Origin of the sequence: Mesorhizobium sp. B1-1-5, assembly GCF_006443065.1 — a bacterium.
Lineage (GTDB): Bacteria > Pseudomonadota > Alphaproteobacteria > Rhizobiales > Rhizobiaceae > Mesorhizobium.
Genome location: NZ_VFWS01000008.1, coordinates 65,727 through 88,988, shown reverse-complemented (window position 1 = coordinate 88,988; position 23,262 = coordinate 65,727). Strand labels below are relative to the sequence as shown.

At 63.8% G+C, this 23,262-nt stretch carries 25 protein-coding genes; 16 read left to right on the top strand and 9 right to left on the bottom strand.

Annotated elements, in window-relative coordinates; translation table 11 throughout:
* Positions 1–81 precede the first annotated feature (81 nt).
* Positions 82–840 (bottom strand): SDR family oxidoreductase, encoded by a 759-nt coding sequence (locus FJ980_RS05440; RefSeq protein WP_140541916.1) that lies wholly within the window; start codon positions 838–840, stop codon positions 82–84.
* A gap of 102 nt (positions 841–942) precedes the next feature.
* Positions 943–1,311 carry a YrdB family protein gene (locus FJ980_RS05435; protein ID WP_140541915.1) on the bottom strand — a complete coding sequence of 123 codons (369 nt, stop codon included), beginning with the start codon at positions 1,309–1,311 and terminating at the stop codon, positions 943–945.
* A gap of 213 nt (positions 1,312–1,524) precedes the next feature.
* Here FJ980_RS05435 and FJ980_RS05430 point away from each other — a divergent pair, with 213 nt between their 5' ends.
* From FJ980_RS05430 to FJ980_RS05410, 5 genes are all read left to right on the top strand, one after another.
* Positions 1,525–2,778 carry a sarcosine oxidase subunit beta gene (locus tag FJ980_RS05430; protein ID WP_140541914.1) on the top strand — a complete coding sequence of 418 codons (1,254 nt, stop codon included), beginning with the start codon at positions 1,525–1,527 and terminating at the stop codon, positions 2,776–2,778.
* Between the two features lie 72 nt (positions 2,779–2,850).
* Complete coding sequence (locus FJ980_RS05425; RefSeq protein ID WP_140541913.1) at positions 2,851–3,147, top strand: sarcosine oxidase subunit delta; 297 nt, start codon at positions 2,851–2,853, stop codon at positions 3,145–3,147.
* A complete protein-coding gene (locus FJ980_RS05420) occupies positions 3,144–6,137 on the top strand; it encodes a sarcosine oxidase subunit alpha (protein WP_140541912.1) in 2,994 nt (997 codons plus the stop codon). The genes FJ980_RS05425 and FJ980_RS05420 overlap by 4 nt, the downstream gene beginning before the upstream one ends.
* Positions 6,130–6,714, top strand: a complete 585-nt coding sequence (locus FJ980_RS05415; RefSeq protein ID WP_140541911.1) for a sarcosine oxidase subunit gamma — start codon at positions 6,130–6,132, stop codon at positions 6,712–6,714. Before FJ980_RS05420 ends, FJ980_RS05415 begins: the two co-directional genes overlap by 8 nt.
* 72 nt (positions 6,715–6,786) lie before the next feature.
* Positions 6,787–7,011: a hypothetical protein gene (locus FJ980_RS05410; RefSeq protein WP_140541910.1), complete on the top strand. Its 225-nt coding sequence runs from the start codon at positions 6,787–6,789 to the stop codon at positions 7,009–7,011.
* A gap of 88 nt (positions 7,012–7,099) precedes the next feature.
* Here FJ980_RS05410 and FJ980_RS05405 read toward each other — a convergent pair whose 3' ends face one another.
* From FJ980_RS05405 to FJ980_RS05380, 6 genes are all read right to left on the bottom strand, one after another.
* Positions 7,100–7,330, bottom strand: a complete 231-nt coding sequence (locus tag FJ980_RS05405) for a DUF680 domain-containing protein (RefSeq protein ID WP_140541909.1) — start codon at positions 7,328–7,330, stop codon at positions 7,100–7,102.
* Positions 7,331–7,498: 168 nt separating this feature from the next.
* Complete coding sequence (locus tag FJ980_RS05400) at positions 7,499–8,143, bottom strand: TetR/AcrR family transcriptional regulator (protein ID WP_140541908.1); 645 nt, start codon at positions 8,141–8,143, stop codon at positions 7,499–7,501.
* Between the two features lie 149 nt (positions 8,144–8,292).
* Entirely contained in the window at positions 8,293–9,069 is a 777-nt protein-coding gene (locus FJ980_RS05395) for an SDR family oxidoreductase (RefSeq protein WP_140541907.1), read from the bottom strand.
* 18 nt (positions 9,070–9,087) lie between these two features.
* Positions 9,088–10,125 (bottom strand): phosphotransferase family protein, encoded by a 1,038-nt coding sequence (locus tag FJ980_RS05390; RefSeq protein WP_140541906.1) that lies wholly within the window; start codon positions 10,123–10,125, stop codon positions 9,088–9,090.
* Entirely contained in the window at positions 10,122–10,607 is a 486-nt protein-coding gene (locus FJ980_RS05385) for a MaoC family dehydratase (RefSeq protein ID WP_281405777.1), read from the bottom strand. The genes FJ980_RS05390 and FJ980_RS05385 overlap by 4 nt, the downstream gene beginning before the upstream one ends.
* A gap of 45 nt (positions 10,608–10,652) precedes the next feature.
* On the bottom strand, positions 10,653–11,468 hold the full coding sequence (locus FJ980_RS05380) for an SDR family oxidoreductase (RefSeq protein WP_140541904.1): 816 nt from the start codon (positions 11,466–11,468) through the stop codon (positions 10,653–10,655).
* A 118-nt stretch (positions 11,469–11,586) separates the two neighbouring features.
* Between FJ980_RS05380 and FJ980_RS05375 the strand changes: the two genes are divergently transcribed.
* From FJ980_RS05375 to FJ980_RS05350, 6 genes are read left to right on the top strand one after another with little or no spacing between them, the layout of a single operon-like run.
* A complete protein-coding gene (locus tag FJ980_RS05375) occupies positions 11,587–12,828 on the top strand; it encodes an acyl-CoA dehydrogenase family protein (RefSeq protein WP_140541903.1) in 1,242 nt (413 codons plus the stop codon).
* 5 nt (positions 12,829–12,833) lie between these two features.
* On the top strand, positions 12,834–13,871 hold the full coding sequence (locus tag FJ980_RS05370) for a zinc-binding dehydrogenase (RefSeq protein ID WP_140541902.1): 1,038 nt from the start codon (positions 12,834–12,836) through the stop codon (positions 13,869–13,871).
* 59 nt (positions 13,872–13,930) lie between these two features.
* Positions 13,931–15,259 (top strand): glycosyltransferase 87 family protein, encoded by a 1,329-nt coding sequence (locus FJ980_RS05365; protein ID WP_246676314.1) that lies wholly within the window; start codon positions 13,931–13,933, stop codon positions 15,257–15,259.
* Entirely contained in the window at positions 15,252–16,220 is a 969-nt protein-coding gene (locus FJ980_RS05360; protein ID WP_140541901.1) for a glycosyltransferase family 2 protein, read from the top strand. The genes FJ980_RS05365 and FJ980_RS05360 overlap by 8 nt, the downstream gene beginning before the upstream one ends.
* Positions 16,217–17,038 (top strand): ChbG/HpnK family deacetylase, encoded by an 822-nt coding sequence (locus FJ980_RS05355; protein ID WP_140541900.1) that lies wholly within the window; start codon positions 16,217–16,219, stop codon positions 17,036–17,038. The genes FJ980_RS05360 and FJ980_RS05355 overlap by 4 nt, the downstream gene beginning before the upstream one ends.
* Positions 17,035–17,442, top strand: a complete 408-nt coding sequence (locus FJ980_RS05350) for a GtrA family protein (protein WP_140541899.1) — start codon at positions 17,035–17,037, stop codon at positions 17,440–17,442. The genes FJ980_RS05355 and FJ980_RS05350 overlap by 4 nt, the downstream gene beginning before the upstream one ends.
* A gap of 83 nt (positions 17,443–17,525) precedes the next feature.
* Here FJ980_RS05350 and FJ980_RS05345 read toward each other — a convergent pair whose 3' ends face one another.
* Positions 17,526–18,350 carry a MurR/RpiR family transcriptional regulator gene (locus tag FJ980_RS05345; protein WP_140541898.1) on the bottom strand — a complete coding sequence of 275 codons (825 nt, stop codon included), beginning with the start codon at positions 18,348–18,350 and terminating at the stop codon, positions 17,526–17,528.
* A 146-nt stretch (positions 18,351–18,496) separates the two neighbouring features.
* Here FJ980_RS05345 and FJ980_RS05340 point away from each other — a divergent pair, with 146 nt between their 5' ends.
* The 5 genes from FJ980_RS05340 to FJ980_RS05320 all read left to right on the top strand — a co-directional run bounded on the left by FJ980_RS05340 (position 18,497) and on the right by FJ980_RS05320 (position 23,248).
* Positions 18,497–19,315 carry an N-formylglutamate amidohydrolase gene (locus FJ980_RS05340; RefSeq protein ID WP_140541897.1) on the top strand — a complete coding sequence of 273 codons (819 nt, stop codon included), beginning with the start codon at positions 18,497–18,499 and terminating at the stop codon, positions 19,313–19,315.
* Positions 19,316–19,338: 23 nt separating this feature from the next.
* On the top strand, positions 19,339–20,874 hold the full coding sequence (locus FJ980_RS05335; RefSeq protein WP_140541896.1) for an amino acid permease: 1,536 nt from the start codon (positions 19,339–19,341) through the stop codon (positions 20,872–20,874).
* 87 nt (positions 20,875–20,961) lie between these two features.
* Positions 20,962–22,332: a glutamine synthetase family protein gene (locus tag FJ980_RS05330; RefSeq protein ID WP_140541895.1), complete on the top strand. Its 1,371-nt coding sequence runs from the start codon at positions 20,962–20,964 to the stop codon at positions 22,330–22,332.
* A gap of 45 nt (positions 22,333–22,377) precedes the next feature.
* Positions 22,378–22,839 (top strand): helix-turn-helix transcriptional regulator, encoded by a 462-nt coding sequence (locus FJ980_RS05325; protein WP_140541894.1) that lies wholly within the window; start codon positions 22,378–22,380, stop codon positions 22,837–22,839.
* Positions 22,829–23,248: a type II toxin-antitoxin system VapC family toxin gene (locus FJ980_RS05320; protein WP_140541893.1), complete on the top strand. Its 420-nt coding sequence runs from the start codon at positions 22,829–22,831 to the stop codon at positions 23,246–23,248. The genes FJ980_RS05325 and FJ980_RS05320 overlap by 11 nt, the downstream gene beginning before the upstream one ends.
* Positions 23,249–23,262 lie beyond the last annotated feature (14 nt).

The window sequence follows — 23,262 nt, the reverse complement described above, 5'->3', positions numbered from 1 at the left end:
AAATCGTCAAATCGGAGTGGATTGCAAGGCCCGCCCCGCGACTTTTTCGGTTGGCCGGCAGCGGCATGCCGGCCAATCCCCTCACGTCCGGTTGATCGAGACCCCGCCATCGGCAAACAGCGCGGTTCCGGTGGTGAAGCTCGAGGCATCCGAGGCAAGGTAAAGCGCGGAGCGGGCGATCTCTTCCGGCTGCGCCATGCGCTTCAATGCATGAATGCCTTCGACGAAAGCGCGCGCCTCGGGCGTGGTCGTGGTTGCGCCGGGCGTGTCGGTGCCGCCGGGTAGCAGCGCGTTGACGCGCAGTCCTCGCGGACCGTATTCGGCAGCGAGCACCTGCGTCAGGCCGATCAGTCCGGCCTTGGCAGCGGCGTAGGCCGCCATGCCCGGCATGCCGGCGGTGTAGCCGACGAAGCTCGAGGTGAAGATCAGGGAGCCGCCGCCGCGCTCCAGCATGGCCGGTATCTGGTGCCTTGCGGCGAGGTAGGCGCTGGTCAGATTGGTGTCCATCGTCTCGTGCCAGGTGGCTGGCGCCATGTCGGTCACCGGCCCCATCACGCCGACGGCGCCGGCATTGTTGAAGGCGATGTCGAGGCCGCCAAATCTCGCGACGGCGAATTCGACGAGCGCCTTCGCGTAGGCCTCGTCCCTTACATCGCCGGCAAGCGCGGCTGCCGTGCCGCCGGCCGCTTCTATCTCGCCGACGAGCGCGTCGAGCTCGGCCTGACGCCGGGCCGCGACAACCAGGGTTGCGCCTTGCTCGGCAAACAGTTTGGCAGTGGCGCGGCCGATGCCGGAGCTCGCGCCGGTGACGATGGCGACCTGGTTTGTAAGCGTGAACATGTCTTTGCATCCTTCCTTTGTACCGGGCTTGCCGGCGGTTGGATGCTTGGTCGCAGATGAGGATTACGGCGGCCACCCGAAACCGGCAAAGGCGCCATTGCCTTACTGCCGCAACAGCCAAGCCATCCGGTCCAGCGAGAAGGCGTAGCTGAACGCAATCAGCAGAGCCATGACGATGCCAATGGCCGCGTGACCGGCCAGATAGAATCCCGCGGCGCCGCCGCACAGGATGACAAGTTCCAGCGCCAGCCTGAGGGCGCCGGGCACCGGCACCGGAGCTCGACCCGACCGGCTCGGATCATTGAGCACGGCGAAAGTGCCCCACAGCACCGCCGCGACGAGCGGCAAGGCGACGGCAAGAATCCAACGGCTGAACCCGACGGCAAAGCTCCAGCCGACCATGCCGAGTCCAAGCAGCGCTGCAAGTTCCAGCAGGAAGCGCAGGGTCAGATTCCACCAGGCATTACCCATTGTCATCCCCCCAGCATCACGCGGCAGGAGTGTCGCCGAACGGAGCCACGGAAGCCAGAGCAGACGCTTCGTTTTTGACCGTGGCGCAAAACGGCAAGCGCCGTCGCAAACAGCGCAAGGATGGCGACGCGGTTTCGCTAGTGATACACCTCGCAAGCCGGGGCAGGGATGCCCGGCCGCAAATCCGCGAAAGCTACTGGCGCGAGGCTTAACGTGAAGAAATACTCGGTATTCGCCATTGCCCGCGAGGCGATGCGCGGCCACAGAGGCTGGGAAGAGCAATGGACGTCGCCCGAGCCGAGGAAGGAATACGACGTCATCATCGTCGGCGCCGGCGGACACGGCCTGGCGACGGCCTATTATCTGGCGAGCGAGCACGGCATCACCAACATCGCGGTGCTGGAAAAGGGCTGGCTCGGCGGCGGCAACACCGGCCGCAACACCACCATCATCCGCTCCAACTACCTCTATGATGAGAGCGCCGGCATCTACGACCATGCGCTGAAGCTGTGGGACGGGCTCAGCCAGGAACTCAACTACAACGTCATGTATTCGCCGCGCGGCGTCATGATGCTGGCGCACAACGTGCATGACATCCAGGTGTTCAAGCGCCACATCCATGCCAACCGCCTCAACGGCATCGACAATGAATGGCTGACGCCCGAACAGGCGAAGGAATTCTGTCCGCCCCTCAACATCTCCAGGGATGCGCGCTATCCGGTGATGGGCGCCGCGCTGCAGCGCCGCGGCGGCACGGCGCGCCACGACGCAGTCGCCTGGGGCTATGCGCGCGGCGCTTCGGCGCGCGGCGTGCACATCATCCAGAACTGCGAGGTCACCGGCATCAAGCGCGCGGCCAATGGCGCGGTCAGCGGCGTGGAGACGACGCGCGGCTTTATCGGCGCCAAGAAGGTCGGCGTGGTCGCCGCCGGCCATTCCTCCGTCATCATGAACATGGCGGGCGTGCGCATGCCGCTCGAAAGCTATCCCCTGCAGGCGCTGGTGTCGGAGCCGGTCAAGCCGGTCGTGCCCTGCGTGGTGATGTCGAACACGGTGCACGCCTATATCTCGCAGTCGGACAAGGGCGAGCTGGTGATCGGCGCCGGCACCGACCAGTATGTCTCCTATTCGCAGACCGGCGGCCTGCACATATTGCAGCACACGCTCGACGCCATCTGCGAGATGTTCCCGATCTTCACCCGCATGAAAATGCTGCGCTCCTGGGGCGGCATCGTCGACGTGACCCCCGACCGTTCGCCGATCCTGGCGAAGACGCCGGTCCAGGGCCTCTACGTCAATTGCGGCTGGGGGACCGGCGGCTTCAAGGCGACGCCCGGCTCGGGCAATGTCTTCGCGCACACGATCGCCAAGGACGAGCCACACCCGATCAACGCGCCCTTCACGCTCGAGCGCTTCCGCACTGGACGTCTCATCGACGAGGCCGCCGCGGCGGCTGTGGCGCATTGATGATGGCTCAGCCGATTTGCTTTCACTTAGCCGGCGCGTGCGCCGGTCACGGCAAGTTTTAGGATAACCCAGATGCTTCTCATCCGCTGCCCCTATTGCGAGGAAGAGCGCCCGGAACTCGAGTTCCGCAATGCCGGCGAGGCGCATATCGCGCGCCCGACCAACATTGCCGCCGAGAGCGACGACGACTTCGAGAAATTCTTCTTCATCCGCGCCAATCCCAAGGGGGTCATCTATGAGCGCTGGCGGCACATCCATGGCTGTGCGCGCTTCTTCAACGCGGTGCGCGACACGGTCACCGACAGGTTCGTCATGACCTACAAGGCCGGCGAGCCGAAGCCTGCGAAGCTGCCCGGAGCCTCAAAATGAACGCCGCCTTCCGCATTTCCGGCGCCGGTCGCCTCAGTCAGGCGAAGACCGCCTCCTTCAGTTTCGACGACAAGCCGTATATCGGCATCGAGGGCGACACGCTGGCCTCGGCGCTGCTCGCCAACGGCGTGCACCTGGTCGGCCGCTCGTTCAAATATCACCGTCCGCGCGGCTTCCTGTCGGCCGGCGCGGAAGAACCCAACGCGCTGGTGCAGATCGTGCGCGACGATGCGCGCAAGACGCCGAATGTGCGGGCGACAGTGCAGGAGCTCTATGACGGGCTGACGGCCAACTCGCAGAACCGCTGGCCGTCGCTTGCCTTTGATGTCGGGGCCCTCAACGACATTGCCTCGCCGATGTTTTCGGCCGGCTTCTACTACAAGACCTTCATGTGGCCGAAATGGGCCTGGAAGGATCTCTACGAGCCGAAGATCCGCGCTGCCGCGGGCCTCGGTGTTTCGCCGGACAAGCCGGATCCCGACCACTATGCGGCGCGCTATGCGCATTGCGAGGTGCTGGTGCTGGGCGGCGGCGCGGCCGGCATCGCGGCCGCGCTTGCCGCGGCCGAAACCGGCGTGCGGGTGATCCTCGCCGACGAGCAGGCCGAATTCGGCGGCAGCCTTCGCTTCGAGAGCGGCGCCAGGATCGACGGCCACGACGGCTATGCGTGGGCGCAAGCGGCGATCACCAAGCTCAAGGCGATGGACAATGTGCGCGTGCTGTCGCGCACGACTGCCTTCGGCTATTACGCGCAGAACTTCGTCGGACTGGTCGAGCGGGTCAGCGACCATTTCAAGAGCCCGGGCCGGGAGCTTGCGCGAGAACGCCTGTGGCAGGTTCGCGCCAAGCGCGTCGTGATCGCCACCGGCGCCATCGAGCGCCACATGGTGTTCGCCAACAATGACCGTCCGGGTGTGATGCTTGCTTCAGCGGCGCGCATCTACCTCAACCAGTATGGCGTGGCGGTAGGCAGGAATGTCGGCGTCTATACGGCCAACGATTCCGCCTACGCCGCCGCGATCGACCTCAAGAAGGCCGGCATCAACATCGCGGCGATCATTGACCTGCGCGACAATCCGTCGGGGGCGGTGATCGACGAGGCGAGGGCGCTCGGCATCGAGATCAATTTCGGCCGCGCGGTGGTCAGCGCCGGCGGCAAATTGCGTGTGTCCTCGATGACGGTGCAGCCGAAGAATGGCGGCGGCGAGCGGACCATCCCGGTTGACGCGATCCTCATGTCGGCCGGCTGGACACCGTCGGTGCATCTGTTCTCGCAATCGCGCGGCAAGGTCGCCTTCAACGACGAGACCAAGCGCTTCGTGCCGGGCACCTATGCGCAGGACTGCGTCTCGGTCGGCGCCTGCAACGGCACCGACGGGCTCGCCGCCTCAGTCGACGAGGCCTATGCGGCCGGCGCCAAGGCTGCGAAGGAGGCCGGCGGCAAGGTTGGCAAGGGCGCCAAGCCGAAGGTCGACGCCGGCGAGAGCTGGTCGCGCGGCATGCTGGGCGCAGCGCCTGGCGCCGGGCCGGGCACAACGGTCAAGGCCTTCGTCGATTTCCAGAACGACGTCACCGCCAAGGACATCCGCCAGGCGGTGCATGAAGGCATGCACTCGATCGAGCACGTCAAGCGCTTCACCACCAACGGCATGGCGACCGACCAGGGCAAGACGTCGAACATGCACGGCCTGGCGATCGCCGCCGAGACGCTCGGCAAGCCGATCCCGCAGGTCGGCCTCACCACCTTCCGGGCACCTTACACGCCGGTGACGTTCGGCTCGATCGTCGGCCACGCGCGCGGCGCCTTGTTCGACCCGACCCGGCGCACGGCAACGCATGGCTGGGCGGTGTCGCACGGTGCGGTGTTCGAGGATGTCGGCCACTGGAAGCGCGCCTGGTATTTCCCCAAGGCGGGCGAGGACATGCATGCCGCCGTCGATCGCGAATGCGTGACGGTGCGCAAGGCCGCCGGCCTGTTCGACGCGTCAACGCTCGGCAAGATCGAAGTGGTCGGGCCGGACGCGGCGAAGTTCATGGAGCTGCTCTACACCAATCCATGGGAGAAGCTGGAAACCGGCCGCTGCCGCTATGGCATCATGCTGCGCGAAGACGGCTTCATCTATGACGACGGCGTCGTCGGCAGGCTGGCGCCCGATCGCTTCCACGTAACGACGACCACCGGCGGCGCGCCGCGCGTCATGAACCACATGGAGGACTACCTCCAGACCGAGTTCCCGCACTTGAATGTCTGGCTGACCTCGATCACCGAGCAATGGGCGGTGATCGCGGTGCAGGGGCCCAAGTCGCGCGACATCATCGCGCCGCTGGTCGAGGGCATCGACATGTCGGATGAGGGAATGCCGCATATGTCGGTGCGCGAAGGCAAGATCTGCGGCGTGCCGACAAGGCTGTTCCGCATGTCCTTCACCGGCGAGCGCGGTTTCGAGGTCAACGTGCCGGCCGATTACGGCGAGGCTGTGTGGGAAGCGCTGTGGGCAGAAGGCCAGAAGCATGGCGCGACCGCCTACGGCACCGAGACGATGCACGTGCTGCGCGCCGAAAAGGGATACATCATCGTCGGCCAGGACACTGACGGCACGGTGACGCCGAACGATGCCGGGCTCGACTGGGCGGTCGGCAAGAAGAAGACCGATTTCGTCGGCATCCGCGGCCTGACCCGGCCGGACCTTATAGCCAAGGGCCGCAAGCAGCTGGTCGGCTTGAAGACCAAGGACCCGAAGGTCGTGCTGGAAGAGGGCGCGCAGATCGTCGCGGATCCGAAGCAATCAATCCCGATGAAGATGATCGGCCACGTCACCTCCAGCTACTGGTCGGAGAATTGCGGCCGCTCGATCGCGCTGGCGCTCGTCGCCGGCGGCCGCGACCGCATGGGCCAGACGCTCTACGTGCCGATGCCGAACGGCACGATCGAGGTGGAAGTCACCGGCATGGTGTTCGTCGACGAGAAGGGAGAACGCCTCAATGGCTAAGGCCGCCGCCAAGACAAAAGCCGCTGCTGCGTCCGCCTCCGTCGAGCGTCGGCCGGCGCTTGCCGGCCGCACGCTGTCGGCATCGGGCGTCAAGGTCGAGGTGCTGCCGCCGGCCGAACGCATCTCGCTGCGCGCGCCGCAAGCGTCGCTTGCCGCGCTTTCCAAGGCGCTCGGCCTCACGCTGCCGACAAAGCCCAAGACTTCGGCGACCAAGGACGGGCGCACGGCGCTGTGGCTCGGGCCCGACGAATGGATGATCATCGACGAGGCGGGCAAGGATCCGCTCGCCGATTGCGCCAAGGTGACGGTGCTGCATTCGGCGGTCGGCATCTCGCACCGCAATGTCGCGATCTCCGTTGTCGGGCCGGCGGCCGCGGCGACGGTCAATTCGGGTTGCCCGCAGGACCTATCGCTCGAGGCGTTCCCGGTCGGTGCTGCCTCGCGCACCATTCTCGGCAAATCCGAGATCGTGCTGCTGCGCAGCGCGGCCGATGCGTTCCGGGTGGAATGCTGGCGTTCCTTCTCGGACTATGTTTTTACTCTGCTGTCGGAAGCGGCAGGCGACGCGGCGAACTGAGCTTCGCGGCGTCGGTTCCAAGGAACCATCGCCAGTCCATGCCGTTTCTGCGGCTTGCGAGGGAGATTGCCGATGCCGTCCAAATCCGCGCCGAAGTCATCCAAGAAGACAGCTGCAGTCCGTTCGCTGGAGCAGGAGCGGCGCCACGAGGTCGAGGAAGAGGAACTCGAGGAAGGCCTCGAGGACACATTTCCAGCCAGCGATCCGGTATCGATCACCGGCACTTCCATCCCCGGCGGGCCGGCAAAGCAGAGTAAGGCCAAGACTGCCGCAGGAACGAAACCGCGCAAGAAATAGGCTCGAGCAGGTCCTCAGGGGCGCGGGCAGAAACGAAAAAGGGCGGCCAAATGCCGCCCGTTTTCGTTCGAAGTCTTGCCAATAGTGCTCAGAGGCCGGGCACGAACCAGGGGCTGACCTCGATGCCGAGCCGCGGGCTCTTCGTCGTCTTGGCGGCGTCGGCCTTTTCGACCGAACCGGTCGAGGTGCAGTCGAGCTTCACGCTGGCGTTGGTCTGAGCGCAAGCCGCGGGGGCATGCTTGGCCGGCTGGCTTGCGCCGGCGAAAGCGGTACCCGAGAAAGCCAGCACGGTGGCGAGAGCAAGGATGGTCTTCTTCATTTTCCGTCTCCAGTCAATCTATTTCGTACACGTACGATACAGCGTACAAATACGGTTAATGAAGTCGGAATTCAAGGAGGAATCTGTACGTGTACGACAAATTTTTTTGAACACCGGAATTCGCCGCCGCAAATCAAGCGAAGCGGTGCGAGCCGACGATCAAAGAGATCAGCAGTTGACGGGCGTTGCGGTCAGCGGCGGAATATCCTGCGCCTGCAACCCCGCCAGCGTGAAATCGCACATGCGCTTTACATAGGCCTGGACGTCGCCAAATGGATAGAAGGGAAAGGTGATCAAGAGCGAAATCGTGCCGTGGCCCACGGTCCACAGCATGGTGGCGATGGCGCGCGGGTCGCCCTTGAGCCTGCCGGCGGCAACGCAGGCCTCGACGCGTTTGATCAGCACCTTCATGGCCGGATTGCCCTCTTCCATCTCCGCGTAGCTGCGTCCTTCGGGCAGCTTGGTCTTCTCGGTCATGAAGACGGTGCGATATTCGTTGGGGTTGCCGAGCCCGAAAGCCGCGTATTCGGTCATCACCGCCTTGAGCGCCTCGATCGGATCGTCCGCGGGATGCTCCTCGATGCGCCGCGCGAGCGTTTCGAAGGCGTCTTCGGCGAGCGCGAACAGAATGTCCTGCTTGTCGGCGAAATAGGAATAGACCGACATCGGCGCATAGCCGACCCGCTTGGCGAGCTTGCGGATGGTCAGGCCCTCATAGCCCTCTTCCTGGACCAGCTTGTGAGCCGCCGCGACCAGTTCGGAGCGAAGCTCCGCCTTCTGTTTTTCGCGGCGTTTCTGAACGCTCAACGCCAATATGCGCCTGCCTTTGTGATTGGTTGCCTGACGAAATTATATACGCTGTACGGAAACGGACAAGAGCGCCTTCCGGTTCCCTTGCGTGCACTCTCCGTTTTAACGCAATTGCGGATGGAAAATCGCTAAGGCACTTTTCCTGAAATTGCTCAGATCGCGCCAATGCCGCCGTCGAGCGCCAGAGCGTGGCCGGTCATGAAGGAATTGGCCGGGTCGGCCAGGAACAGTATGCCGGTGGTGATCTCGTCGACCTCGCCGATACGCTTCATCGGAACGCCGCGCGCGAGCTCGGCCAGCGCTTCGGCTTCGGGCGCTCCGGTGGAACGCACGAAGCCGTCGACCATCGCGGTGCGGGTGTGGGCCGGGCAGACCGCGTTGATGCGTATGCCCTTGCTGGCATATTCCACGGCAGCCGAGCGCGTCAGCCCGACGACGCCGTGCTTGGCGGCGGCATAAACCGACAGCTTCGGCGCGCCTGAGAGGCCGGCGACCGAGGCGATGTTGACGATGACGCCGCCCTTGCCGCTTTCCCTGAATTGCCGTTCCAACTGAGGAATCTGGTGCTTCATGGCATAGAAGACGCCGAGCAGGTCGACCTCCACCACGCGGCGCGCTTCCTCCGAGGTGACCTGCGGCAGGCGTACGAAGGAGTGGACAATGCCGGCATTGTTGACGGCGATATCGAGCCGGCCGAATTTTTGCACGGCAAGCTCCACCAAACTCTCCGAGAGTTTTTCATCGGCAATGTTGCCGGCAAGGTGAGCCGTCTCTGCGTCGAGCGTTGCGGCGAAATCGTCAAGCGCAGACTCGTCGAGGTCGGACAGAACGAGCCGTGCCCCTTCCGCGGCGAAGGCCTTTGCCGCGCCGCTGCCGAGACCGCCGGTCGCGCCGGTGATCAGCACCGTCATTCCATCGAAACGGCCCATTGCCCGGCTCCTCCGCGTTCAGCTGTTCTCGTCAATCAGTTCCACCGCGAGCGCGGCGAGCAGTTTTACCGCCTGGCCGTAGGTCCTTGCCTTTTCCGGATTGGAGGCGTTGCCGTCCAGCGCGCGGCGGTAGACGCCCTGGCAGATCGCCGCCAGCCGGAAGAAGGAGAAGGCGAGGAAGAAGGTCCAGTTGTCGATCTTCTCGATGCCGCGCCGTTTGCAATAGGCTGCGACATAGGCCTCCTCGGAAGGCAGGCCGGCAGCGGCGCGGTCGATGCCGCCGAGGCCGCGAAAGCCCGAGGCATGTGGCAGCCGCCATTGCATGCATTGATAGGCAAGGTCGGCGAAGGGATGCCCGAGCGTCGACAGCTCCCAGTCGAGCAGCGCAATGATCTCCGGCGCGCCCGGCGCGAACATCATGTTGTCCAGCCGGTAGTCGCCATGGACAAGCGAGACGCGGCCGTCATCGGCAGGCATATGCGTTTCGAGCCACGCAATCAGCCTGTCCATGTCGGCTATGGTTTCGGTTTCGGAGGCCTTGTACTGGCTGGTCCAGCGCGCGAGCTGGCGCTCGAAATAGCTGCCGGGCCTGCCGAAATCGCCAAGACCGACGGCGTCCACATCGATATCGTGCAAGGCGGCGAGCGTCGCATTCATGGCATCGTAAATCGCGGCGCGCTCGTCATTGCCGGATGCGTCCGGCAGCGATGGATCCCAGAAGATGCGGCCGTCGAGGAACTCCATAACGTAGAACATGCGGCCGATCGGGGAGTCCTCGCGCGAAAGATGCAGCATGCGCGGCACCGGCACCGCCGTGCCGGCAAGCGCCTGCATCACCCGGAATTCCCGGTCGACCTGATGCGCTGATCTTAGCAACTGTCCCGGCGGCTTGGCGCGCAGCACATAGCGGCCGCTGGCGGCCGTCAAAAGATAGGTCGGATTGGACTGCCCGGACTTGAATTTTTCAATCGCGGACAGGCCGGCAAAACCCGGAAGATGCGCCTCGAGGTAGGGCGCAAGCGTCGCCTGGTCTATGGCACCGGCCTCGCCGCTCATGCGTTCTCGGGTTGGCGCTCGATCAGCGTCAAGGTCAGCCAGCGCGCCGTCAGCGCCGGCTTCTTCGAGCCTTCGATCTCGATGGTCACGTCATGTGCCGTCTGCACCCAGCCGGACGGCCTGACCTTGACGTCCGCCAGCACGAAGCGGGTGCGGATGCGCGAACCTGTCTTCACCGGCGCCAGGAAACGCAGCGTGTCGAAGCCGTGGTTGACGCCCATCTTGGTGTTTTCCAGTGGCGGCATGGTCTCGAAGGTCATTGCCGACAAAAGCGACAGCGACAGGAAACCATGCGCGATGGTGCCGCCGAACGGCGTCTCGCGTTCGGCGCGCTCCGGATCGCAATGGATGAACTGGTGGTCGTCGGTCGCATCGGCGAACTGATCGATCATGCGCTGCGTCACCGTTCGCCAGGGCGAGACGCCGACCTCCTTGCCGACGCTTGCCAGAAGCGTATCGAGACTGATCGGTTCCACACTGATGTCCTCCGCACCCCGCCCGGATCGCGATTCCTCGAACCGGGCACCTTATTCCTTGAACAAAGTCATGCCATGCTGCACCGACTGGCCGCCGTCGATAGGCAGGATGGCGCCGGTGACATAGCTTCCGGCACGGCTGCACAAATAAAGCGTTGCGCCGGCAATGTCATCCGCCACGCCGATGCGGCCGAGCGGAACATGATTACCGACATGTTTCGCCTGCTCCGCGGTCGCGGTGGCAAACGCGGTCATCCGGCTCTGGAAAGGACCGGGCGCAAAGGCGTTGACGGTGATGCGGCGGGCGGCGAACTCGATCGCCAGCGTGCGCGTCAAATGATGCACCGCCGCTTTCGAGGCGGCATAGGAATAGGCGTCGTCGGCCAGCGGCTGGGTGCCCATCACCGAGCCAAGATTGATGACGCGGGCCGGGTCCTCGTCGCTTGCGGCGGCATCGAGAAGCGGCAAGAGCTCCCGCGTCAAATGGAAGACGGCGGTGACGTTGACGCCGAACACCTTGGCCCAGGCGTGGTAGGGGAAATCCTGCAGCGGCGCGCCCCAGGAAATGCCGGCATTGTTGACCAGGATGTGCAGGCGCTCCGTGCGCTCCTTGACCTCGGCGACCAAAGCGGCGATGCCCGCTTCGCTGGACACGTCGCCGGCAAAGCCCTCGGCATGGCCCGAGCCGCCAAGCGCGTTCAATTCGTTGGCGACTTTCGCGCAATCCTCACCCTTGCGCGAGGCGATCATCACCTGCGCGCCGGCGCGTATCAGCCCGGTCGCCACCATGCGGCCGATGCCGGTCGCCGCACCGGTCACCAGCGCGGTCTTGCCGGCGACCGAGAACAGCTTGTCCAGATAGCTCATCGTGTTTCTCCGCATCCGGCCGGCCGGGACTCGCCCAAGGACTCGCGTTGACAAGGCTAGCCGAAGTACGGTCATCCTTGCCACGCGTAAAGATTTATCTTCGGAAAGGCCGGAAGCGATGACGGACATGAATCTCGGCATGACCGAGCGGCTGAAGCCAATCCATCAGCGCGTGGCGGCGATGGTGAGCGACGAGATAGCGCCGCTCGGCGAAGAGTTCCTCGCCGAAGTCGGCAAGAATGGCGACCGCTGGACCTATACGGCCAGGCAGATGGAAATCCTGGAAGGCCTGAAGAAGACGGCGCGGGAGCGCGGGCTGTGGAACTTCTGGCTCACCGATTCCAAGCGCGGCTACGGCCTTTCCACCGTCGAATACGCCTATCTGGCCGAAGAGATGGGCAAGGCGCATCTCGGCGCCGAGACCTTCAACTGCTCGGCGCCCGACACCGGCAACATGGAGGTGCTGGCGCGTTACGGATCGGAAGCGCACAAGCGCGACTGGCTGGAGCCGTTGCTCGAGGGGAAAATACGCTCGGCCTATCTGATGACCGAGCCCGACGTCGCGTCTTCTGACGCGACGAATATTTCGATGCGCTGCGAGCGGCAAGGCGACGACTATGTGCTGAACGGCGAGAAATGGTGGGCTTCCGGAGCGGGAGATCCGCGCTGCGCCATCTATATCGTCATGGTCAGGACCGGCTCGGACGAGGATCCGCGACATCGCCGGCATTCGATGATCCTGGTGCCCTCCGACAGCAAGGGCATCGCCAAGCTGCGGCCCATGCAGGTCTATGGCGATGACGACGCGCCGCACGGCCACATGCATCTGAGATTCGACAATGTACGGTTGCCGGCGGCGAACCTGATCCTCGGCGAGGGCAGAGGGTTCGAGATCGCGCAGGGGCGGCTGGGGCCTGGCCGCATCCATCACTGCATGCGCGCGATCGGCCAGGCCGAGATGGCGCTGGAGATGCTGTGCCAACGCTCGGTGCGGCGCGAGGCCTTCGGCCAGCCGCTGGCAAAGCTCGGCGGCAATTTCGACATCATCGCCGAATGCCGGATGGAGATCGAGATGGCGAGGCTCTTATGCCTCAAGGCTGCCTGGATGATCGATCAGGGGGACACTCGCGCCGCCGCGCCCTGGATCAGCCAGATCAAGGTGGTGGCGCCGCGCGTCGCGCTGAAAGTCACGGACGAGGCGGTGCAGATGTTCGGCGCGCAAGGCATCAGCCAGGACACGCCGCTCGCCCGCTCGTGGGCGCATTTGAGGACGCTGCGGCTGGCCGACGGGCCGGACGCGGTGCACCGGCGGCAGGTGGCACGCACGGAACTGAAGAAATACACGCAGGAGAAGGTCTGACGGCCATGACGCTTCCTTCGCAAATGCAGGGCCTGCTGCTTGTCGGCGACGGTTACACCAGGACGCCCTCGGCGGCCGCGCTGGAGGCGATGGAGGCTTACCTCCAGCCCGGCAGCATTGCGGTGCCGGCGCCCGGGCCGTCGCAGGCGCTGGTCAAGGTCAGCCTCGCCTCGATCAACCCGTCCGACATCGCCTTCATCAAGGGCCAGTACGGCCAGCCGCGGGTAAAGGGCCGGCCGGCGGGCTTCGAAGGCGTCGGCATCGTCGTCGCCACGGGCGACGACCCCTATGCAAGGAGCCTTGCAGGAAAACGCGTCGCCTTCGCCACCGGCGTGTCGAACTGGGGCGCATGGGCGGATTATGCGGTTGCCGAGGCCGCGTCCTGCATTCCGCTTCTCGACACCGTGCGCGATGAGGACGGCGCAGCGATGATCGTCAATCCGCTGACGGCCTTGGCCATGTTCGACATCGTCAGGGAGGAGGGCGAAAAATCCTTCATCATGACCGCGGGCGCCAGCCAGCTCAGCAAGCTGATCATCGGGTTGGCGAAGGAGGAAGGTTTCCGCCCGATCGTCACCGTGCGTCGCGACGAGCAGATCCCGCTTTTGAAGGAGCTCGGCGCCGCCCATGTGCTCAACGAGAAAGCGGCGGATTTCGAGGCGGCGTTGCGCGAGGCGATGAAGACCGAGCAGCCGCGCATCTTCCTCGACGCGGTCACCGGCCCGCTGGCTTCGACCGTCTTCAATGCCATGCCGAAACGCGCGCGCTGGATCGTCTATGGAAGGCTCGGCGCCGAGCCGACGGTGATCCGCGAGCCCGGCCAACTGATCTTCCAGCACAAGCGCGTCGAAGGGTTCTGGCTGGCCGAATGGATGCGCCAGTTCCGCGACAGGCTGGGCCCGGCGGTGCTGGAAGCGCAGAAGCGCTTTTCCGATGGACGCTGGTCGACCGACGTCACCGCGGTCGTGCCGCTCGACGAAGCGATGGCGAGGCTGCCGGCCGAGCTCGCCAAGCCAAACGGAAAGGTGTTCATCAGGCCGTGAGGCAATCCGAGCGCCGATCGCAGCCGTTCAGACCAGACCAATGCCTTGAACACAAAGCTGTGATCGACCAGACGGCGGCGGAAAAAAGCCGCTGTTGCGCCGTCCTTGCGCCGGTAACAGCCACGTTCGGATGTTTTATTCCATTCGATGTGATATCTCGCCGGCGGTGGAAAACCAGGCGGCGATGGGAAAGCCGTCCTGGTCGGAACGCGGGGTGCGCTATGATGGTAACCAAGCCGGTTTTCGACCGTTTGGGTCTTTGGCTTTGGGCCGGGTCGTTTCTGCTTGTGCTTGGTCTGGCGCTATGGTCGCCCGATGCGCGTTCGGTGGTCCATATCTACAGGCATGGCAGTGAAGCTTTTCTGGATCGCCAGCCGCTGTATCAGGTCGAAGTTGCCATGGGGTATCTATACGCTCCCGCCTTCGCCGTCCTCTATGTTCCCCTGCTGAAGCTCGGGCCCTATCTGGGCAATATTTTGTGGCACGTGCTGGGCTTCGGCGTCCTGACATTTGCCGCAATGCGTCAGGTGCGCAAGCTTGGCGGCGAGGAGCAGACATGGCTGCTGTCCTTGGGTCTTTTTCTTGCCTTGCCGATGGCGCTGGCAGCGCTTCGCAATGGCCAGGCGACGATCCTGCTCACAGGGGCGTGCTGGTTCCTCACGCTGTCGACAGTTGAGGGGCGCCGGGCCGAAACCTTCTTCTGGGCCATGCTTGCGATCATTGCCAAGCCGACCGCGATCATCATGCTGCTTCTGGCGGGGGCGCTGCGTCCCCGGCTGATACCGATGCTGGTGCTGGCGGTGCTCGTCGCACTCGCCATACCCTATGGCTTTGCGTCGACTGACTACGTCAACGCGCAATATCATGATTTCTTCCGGCTTCTGACTTCGATGACGGTGGACCCGACCGGCCCCTTCGTTCCGGCCGACTTCACGGCGCCTTTCATGCGATTTGGCATCCCGATTTCCGAGTTTGACGCGACGATCGTACGCGTCGTCGCGGGTTTGCTCACGCTTTGGCTGGTGCTCCAGCTCGATCGCAGGCTGGACGCCAACATCAGCGGACTCGCCGTCTTCCTCGCCGCGGCATTCTACATGTGCGTCTTCAATCCGCGGGTCGAGCAGAACACTTACGCCATGGTGGCGGTGCCTGCCGGTCTTTCCATCGCCTTGCTTTGGCGGGAGAAGGGAGCCAGGGCTATGTGCTGGTTGTTAGCCACGCTTCTCTTCGTCACCGGACTGACCAGTGTCGACCTGCGACTGCACGATTTCTTCCACCTATGGTTCCGGCCGATCAGCATCAGCATAATTGCCTGCGTGCTCGTCGGCTGGTTCTGGACGCAAGACAGACAGAAGGCGCCTGCCGCCGGAGCCGTCGCGCATGGCTGAGATGCTCGACATCATCGCGCCGTTCTTCAACGAGGCCGAATCCGCCATCGCGTTTGTCCGGCTGCTCGACAGGCTGGAAGTGGCTGTGGCGGAGCGCTTCGGCATGACGGTCCGCAAGATACTCGTCGACGACGGCAGCCGCGACGGCAGCGCCGAGACGTTCGCGGCCGCGCTCTCCGGCTCCTGGGAGATCGTGCGGCTCAGCCGCAATTTCGGCAAGGAAGCGGCGGTGCTCGCCGGGCTCGACCATTCCCGTGGCGACATGGTCCTGATCATGGACTCCGACCTCCAGCATTCCGTGGATATCAGCCTGAGGATGATCGGCGAGCTGGTCGAGCATCCGCAGATCGATGTCGTCTACGCACAGAACGACCGGCGCGAGGGGAGCTGGCGGCGCAGCCAGCTGGCGCGGCTCTTCTACAGGCTGATCAACAGCAGCCAGCGCTTCGATATTCCCGAGAATGCCGGAGATTTCCGTGTCATGCGCGGCGCGGTGGCGCGTGCCTTGACCAGCGTGCGCGACAAGCGCCGCTTTAACAAGGGTCTGTTCGCCTGGGCCGGCTTCCGCCAGAAGGCTGTGCTTTACTCGCCGGAAAACCGCGGCGGCGGCACGTCGAAATGGACCAGGTTCAACCTGATCGCGTTCTCGCTTGAAGGGTTCACCTCGTTTTCCGTGATCCCGCTGCGCGTCATCAGCCTCATCGGATTGCTGGCGGCATTCGCAGGCCTGGCCTATGGCGTAAAGGTGCTCTTCGAGGTGCTGTTCTATGGCATCGCCGTGCCTGGCTACCCCAGCATCATGGTCGCCGTCGTGCTTTTTGGAGGCCTCAACCTGGCGCTGCTCGGCCTGATCGGCGAATATGTCTGGGTCACGCTCAGCGAAAGCAAGGACCGGCCCGTCTATATCGTGCGCGACGTGCTGCATGGCAATGCCGCCGAGCAGGTTGCTCCCGGCAAATGACCCGGCCGATCCGCCTGATCGCCGACGATTACGGGCTTGCGCCGGGGGTATCGAGCGCGATCCTCGACCTCATCGAGCGCGGCCGCCTGACCGGGACCAGTTGCATGACCGGGTTTGCCGAATGGGAAGAGGCGGCGGCGCGCATCAGGCCGTTGCGTCAACGGGTCGCCATCGGGCTGCACCTGACCCTCACCGATCAGATAGCTGCAACCGGTTCGTCCAGCCTGGCGCGAGACGGCAAGTTGCCCGGGCTTGCCTCTCTTGCGCTGCCGGTGCGGCGCGGGCGCATCGACGAGCGGGACGTTCATGCCGAGCTCGACGCCCAGTATGACCGCTTCACCGAAGCGCTGGCCGGCCCGCCGGATCACATCGACGGGCACCAGCATGTGCATTTTCTTCCCGTGGTACGGAATTGGTTGCTCGCCCGGTTTGGAGGCAGCGCACACAAGCCGGCGCTGCGCGGCGCGCCCGGGCTTCCCGGCCTGGATGCAGCGGCGGCCAAGATCGCGGCGATCGCCACGCTGGCCGCGGGCTTCAACAGTTCGATGCAACGGGCGGGCTTCAACGTCATGACGCCGCTCTGCGGCATCTATGACTGGCGGCAGCCGCAAAAATTCGCTCCGACGCTGCGCGCCGCGGTCGACACCTTGCCCGAACCAGGGGTGTTCATGTGCCATCCGGGCCAAGTCGATGACATTTTACGGGCGCGAGACCCGATGCAGGGCGCGCGTGAGGTCGAGTTCACGGTTTTGAGTTCTGAGGATTTCGGCGCCAGCCTCGAACGGGCCGGAGTGCGCGTCATGGACGGCAAAGCATGAGCGCCGGCCAGCCGCGGCGTTCGACCAGCAACAAGGTCGTCCGCTTCGCCTTGGTCGGGCTGGTCAACACCGGCATCGACCTCACCGCATTCTTCGCGCTGCTCGAGCTCGCGGTGCCGGCTTTGGCCGCCAATGTCGGCGCTTGGTTCGTGGCGGTGCTCTTCTCCTTCGTGGCGAACCGCCTCTGGTCGTTCGAACGGGACCCGGGCATCCGGCTGCACCATTCCTTCCTGCGCTTCGTCTCGCTCGGAGCGCTGATTTCGCTCGGCGTTTCGAGCCTGTCGATCGCCGCCCTTGCGGGAGCCGTCGGCGTCTGGCCGGCCAAGATCATCGGCGTCGTGGTCGCCGCCGTGCTGAACTTTTTGGCAGCGCGCTGGTCGATCGAGGGCAGGATCGTAAAGTAGCTGCTCGGCTGGTCCCGCGTTGATTTAGGCGGCTTAGAGACGGACTCAGATTTCAGGTTTGTCCGACCTGAAATCATCCGGCTCTAGCGCAAGCTCTCCAGGTCTCGCATGCGCTTGGCGCCGGCGGCTTCCAATTGCCTCGTCACGGCGGCGATCAGCGTTTCAGCGACGACGAAGAGTGCGGCGGACGAATCCCAGGCCGAGGGCACGGCGGTGCGCCCGGCGATCACGTGGCGGGCGAAGCGGGCGATCGGCGAAAGCCACTGGTCGGTGAAAAGAATAATCTGCACGCCGCGGTGATGGGCCTTCTCGGCGAACCGGACGAGACTTTCCTGGTAGCGGCGGATGTCGAAGATCACCAGGACGTCGCGCTTGCCCATGTCGATCAGCCGGTCGCGCCAGATGCTCTCCTGGCCGGCGAGGTGATAGACATCCGGCTGGATGATGGCCAGGTGAGCGGCCATGTAGCGCGCCAGCGGATCGGTGAAACGGCCGCCGATCAGGAAGGTCTTGCCGCGCCGCTCGGCAAGTCTCGTGGCAATGTCGGCCAGCTGTCTGTCCGTGAGGTGGCGAAAGGTCTCGCGCATGTTGTCGAGCGTTGCCTCGAGCATCGGCGAGACGGCGCCGCCGACCGAGCTTGGATTGAGCGTGCGCGAAGCGGGCGACTGCAATTGCGCCGCCAACTCATCCTGCAGCGCCGACTGGAATTCAGGGTAGTTCTGGAAGCCGAGCCTGGCGACAAAGCGCAGGATCGTCGGCGACGAGACGCCGGCCGCGGCCGAGAATTCGGCGACCGTCTTCAGCCCGGTCAAGGGATAGTTGGCAATCAGCGTCTGCGCGGCGCGGCGCTCGCCGGCCGGCATCGTCCCGATGCGGTCCGAGATCAGTTCGGCAATGCTGGAAATCATGGTTTTCCCCCGCCTGTTCGCCCGTCGCCGCCGTTTTCCCGAATTCGCGTTTGACAAAGCCGGTCAAACTGTATGAAATCATTCATAGGGACGCAATGAGACAAAATACGTAACATTCGATACAGCGCCCCCCAGGGGACGGCAGTATGGAGAGAGCACGGCCCACCAGCCTTGCACCGTCTGAAACCGTAAGGGTGACGAACCCCGGCGGCTCAAGCCCCTTCGTCTTCACCTGCGACCACGCTTCCAACGTCCTGCCCGCCGAGTTCGGCACGCTCGGCCTGCCGGCCGAGGATCTCTCGCGTCATATCGCCTGGGACCCCGGCGCGCTTCCCGTCGCCCGCCGCATGGCCGAAGCGCTCGATGCCACCTTGATCGAGACCCGCGTGTCGCGGCTCGTCATCGATTGCAACCGGCCGCTCGACGCGCCGGACCTCGTGCCGCCGATTAGCGAGACGACGGCCATCCCGGGGAACACAGATCTATCCGACAAGCAGCGCGCGGCGCGCATCGACCTTGCCTGGCGCCCGTTCCACGACACGATCGCGCAGACCATCGACGAGCGGCTGGCGCGTGGCCAGGAGACGCGGCTGGTGTCGGTGCACTCCTTCACGCCGGTCTATAAGGGCAAGAGCCGGCCATGGCATATCGGCATCATCCATGACGAGGATCGCCGGTTGGCGGCGCCGCTGATATCGGCGCTGCAGCGGCTCTCCGGCGTCACCGTCGGCGTCAACGAACCCTATTCGCCGGCCGACCGCGTCTATTTCACGCTGGAACGGCACGCGCGTTCGCGCGGCCTTGCCTGCGCGATGATCGAAATCCGCAACGACGAAATCTCCGGCGAGACCGGGCAGCGGAAGTGGGCGGATCTGCTCACCGGCATATTCTCGAATCTGGAGCCCGACGAGGCCAGGGGTTCCCGACAACGCGCAATGGGAAAGTCAGTACAATCGGCCAGCTAAGAACCAGATAGGGGACTTCCAAAATGAGACCTGAAGAATTCGACAAGTCCGAGGACGTAAAAGTCCTTCACAGCATGGGATACGCCCAGGAATTGGCTCGCCGCATGAGCGGCTTCTCCAATTTTGCCATTTCCTTCTCGATCATTTGCATCCTGGCGGGTGGCATCACCTCGTTCCCGCTGGCCATGGCCACCGGCAGCGGTTTCGAGGCGACTATCGGCTGGGCCATCGGCGGCGTTTTCGCGCTCGTCGTCGCCGCCTCCCTCGGCCAGATCGGCTCAGCCTATCCGACCGCGGGCGGTCTTTACCACTGGTCCTCAATCCTTGGCGGACGTGGCTGGGGCTGGGCCACGGCATGGATCAACCTGCTTGGACTGATCTTCGTTGTCGCCTCGGTCAATGTCGGCGTCTATGCGCTCTTCAAGGACCTCGTCTGGGCCGGCGTGTTCGGCCACGATGTGTCGGCTTGGGGTTATCAGGAGCAGGTGATCGGGGTCGTGATCATCACGGTGACGCAGGCGCTATTCAACCATTTCGGCATCAAGTTGACCACCGCGTTGACCGACTTTTCGGGCTATCTCATCCTGGTCGTCGCAGTGGTGTTGACCGCGATGTTCCTGATCTGGGGCGCGAGCTGGGATTTCTCGCGACTGACCACCTTCGTCAACAACACGGGCGATGCGGGTGGCGGCTATGTGCCGACTGCACGGACGGCGCTGGTCGCCTTCCTGATCGGTCTTCTCTATCCACTATACACCATCACCGGTTTTGACGCCTCCGCCCATACCTCGGAGGAGACCCACAACGCCCGGGTGGCAGTGCCGCGCGGCATGATCCATTCGGTTCTCTGGTCATTGATCTTCGGCTTCGTCATGGCCGTCTCCTTCGTGCTGGCAAGCCCGGACCTGGCCGCTACCGCCAAGGATGGTGGCAACGCCTGGTTCAACCTCTTCAACAACCTGCCGGCGCCGTTTTGGTTGAAGAGCATCATCGCCATCGCGATCGTGGTAGCAAACTACATCTGCGCGCTGGCCGGACTGACCTCCACCTCGCGCATGATATTCGCCTTCGCGCGTGATGGCGGCCTGCCAGGCTCCTCCATGTGGAAAACCGTCAGCCCGACATGGCGCACGCCGGTGGCGGCTATCTGGCTTGGAGCGGTCCTCTCGGTCGCAGCGACGCTTTACTCGCCGGCTTTCGCGGCTTTGGCGGCCGGCTGCGCGCTGTTTCTCTATGTGTCCTATGCGATGCCGGTGGCGGCTGGCCTTTTTGCGGAAGGCAAGAGCTGGACCGAATTCGGTCCGTTCCGTCTGGGCATGTGGTCCAAGCCGTTCGCGATCATCACCATCCTCGGCGTGCTGATCCTGATGTATGCCGGTATCCAGCCGCCCTTCGATATCTTGATCAACTATGCCATCGGCTTGATCATCCTTCTTGCGGTGCTGTGGTTCGGCATAGAATCCAAGCGGTTCAAAGGCCCGCCGATCGGGGCCGATATTGCTCGCCGTCAGGCGGAAATTGCGGCAGCCGAAGTGGCGGTCGGCGAGACCGGCCACTGATACTTCGCATCATGACCATGGCCGGCGCAATGCCGGCCATGGTTTTGTTTCTCCCTTTCAATCGACAAGCGCTGGAGTGCCAAAGGAATGGCCGGGAATTTCTCGTTCGATCAGTTGAAGAAAGCGGTCTCGAACGGCGAGATCGACACGGTGCTGGCCTGCATCGTCGACATGCAGGGCCGGCTCTCGGGCAAACGCTTCCTGGCTCAGTATTTCGTCGATTCCGCGCATGGCGAGACGCATGGCTGCAACTATCTCTTGGCCTGCGACATCGATATGGAGCCGGTGCCGGGCTACAAGGCGGCGAGTTGGTCGAAGGGCTATGGCGACTTCGTCATGAAGCCGGACCTGTCGACGCTGCGGCGCATTCCGTGGCTGGAGAAGACGGCGCTGGTCATCTGCGACGTGCTCGACCATCACGACCATGAGGATTTGGCGCACTCGCCGCGCGCGATCCTGAAGAAGCAGGTCAAGCGCCTGCAGGAGCGCGGCTATATCGGCTATTTCGCCTCAGAGCTCGAATTCTACCTGTTCAGCGAAACCTACGATTCCGCGCGCAAGAAGCACTGGCAGGGGCTCGACAGCGCCTCGCCCTATATCGGCGACTACCAGATCGGCATCACCAGCAAGGAAGAAGGCGTCATGCGCCGGCTTCGCAACGAGATGGAGGCCGCCGGCATCCCGATCGAGAATTCCAAGGGCGAGTGGGGACCCGGCCAGGAAGAGATCAATGTGCGCTATGCCGAAGCGCTCGAGATGGCCGACCGCCACGTCATCCTGAAGAACGGCGCCAAGGAGATCGCCGATTCCGAGGGCAAGGCCATCTCCTTCATGGCCAAGTACAATTACGGGCTCGCCGGCAATTCCAGCCACATCCACAATTCGCTGTGGAGCGCGGACGGCAAGACGCCGCTGTTCTTCGACAAGAAGGCCGACTGGACGCTGTCGAGCCTCGGCCAGCAATGGGCGGCCGGCCAGCTCAAATACGCGAAGGAATTCACCTGGTTCCTGGCGCCCTACATCAATTCCTACAAGCGCTTCCAGGCCGGAACCTTCGCGCCGACCAAGATCATGTGGAGCGAGGACAACCGCACCGCCGGCTTCCGGCTGTGCGGCGAGGGCACCAAGGGCATCCGCATGGAATGCCGCATCGGCGGCGCCGATCTCAATCCGTATCTCGCCTTCGCCGCTCTGATCGCGTCCGGCCTCGCCGGCATCGACGAGAAGCTGGAGCTGCAGAAGCCGTTCGTCGGCGACGCCTATCAGGCCTCGCGCCTGCCCGAGATTCCGAAGACTTTGCGCGACGCCACCGAGACGCTTTCGAAGTCCAAGATGCTGAAGCACGCCTTCGGCGACGACGTGATCGAGCATTATGTGCACACCGCCCGCTGGGAGCAGTTCGAATATGACCGCCGCATCACGGATTGGGAGCTGCACAGGGGCTTTGAGCGGTATTGACGGTGTTGTCATTTTCGCAATATGTTGCTATTATAGCACCGCAACATGGAGGCGACGTTGTCGGAAAGCAGGCCTGGCATCGACAAGGCATGGTTCATGAGCAGGATGAGGGAGCGCAAACTAACGGTTCGCAGCATGGCCGTCCGCTTGGGCATGCACTACAGCGCGCTGTCGCGAACCTTCAACGGCGAACGGCGTATGCAAGTCGATGAAATACGCAAGATCGCGGAAGTTTTCGATCGGCCCGTCAGCGAGATATTGGTCCACCTGGGTTCTTCATCCGACCCTGCGGACGCAAAGCCTCGCCCTGCGCTGGAAAGCGAACCGGGTTTCATGGAGGGGCATGTGGATTTCAACAACGATACCGACGTGAAGGAAAACTATGTCGTGCCGCCTCCAGGCGCAGACCCTTTGTTTGGATGCATGGCCGGAACGCTGAAGCTGCTTCCCGAAGTTGACTACGCCGCCCCCGCGGATCCCGACTGGGGCAAAGTGTATGACAGATGACGGGCTGCTGCTTGATACCTGCTTCGTGCTTTGGTCGTCGGCGCGGCAGCCGGTCACCAAAACGGCGATTGAAGCGGTGAACCGTGCACGAAAGAACGCCTGTACGATCGCTGTCTCGGTCATGTCGGCTTGGGAAATCGGAATGCTGATCTCAAAAGGCAGGCTGCCCTCCATCAGGACTCCCGAACGCTGGTTCGAAGAGTTCGTGGAGGCGGCGGCCGTTACGGTGGAAGGCGTCACTCCCCGCATCCTTGTGGCTGCGTCCCATCTTCCTGGCACGGTGCACAACGATCCCGTCGACCGGATGCTCATAGCCACTGCAAGAGAGCGCGATCAGACGATCATAACGCGAGACCGGGCCATTCTGGCTTATGCAGCCCAGGGCCACGTTCGAGCCATTGCCTGCTGACAAACTGGAGAGCG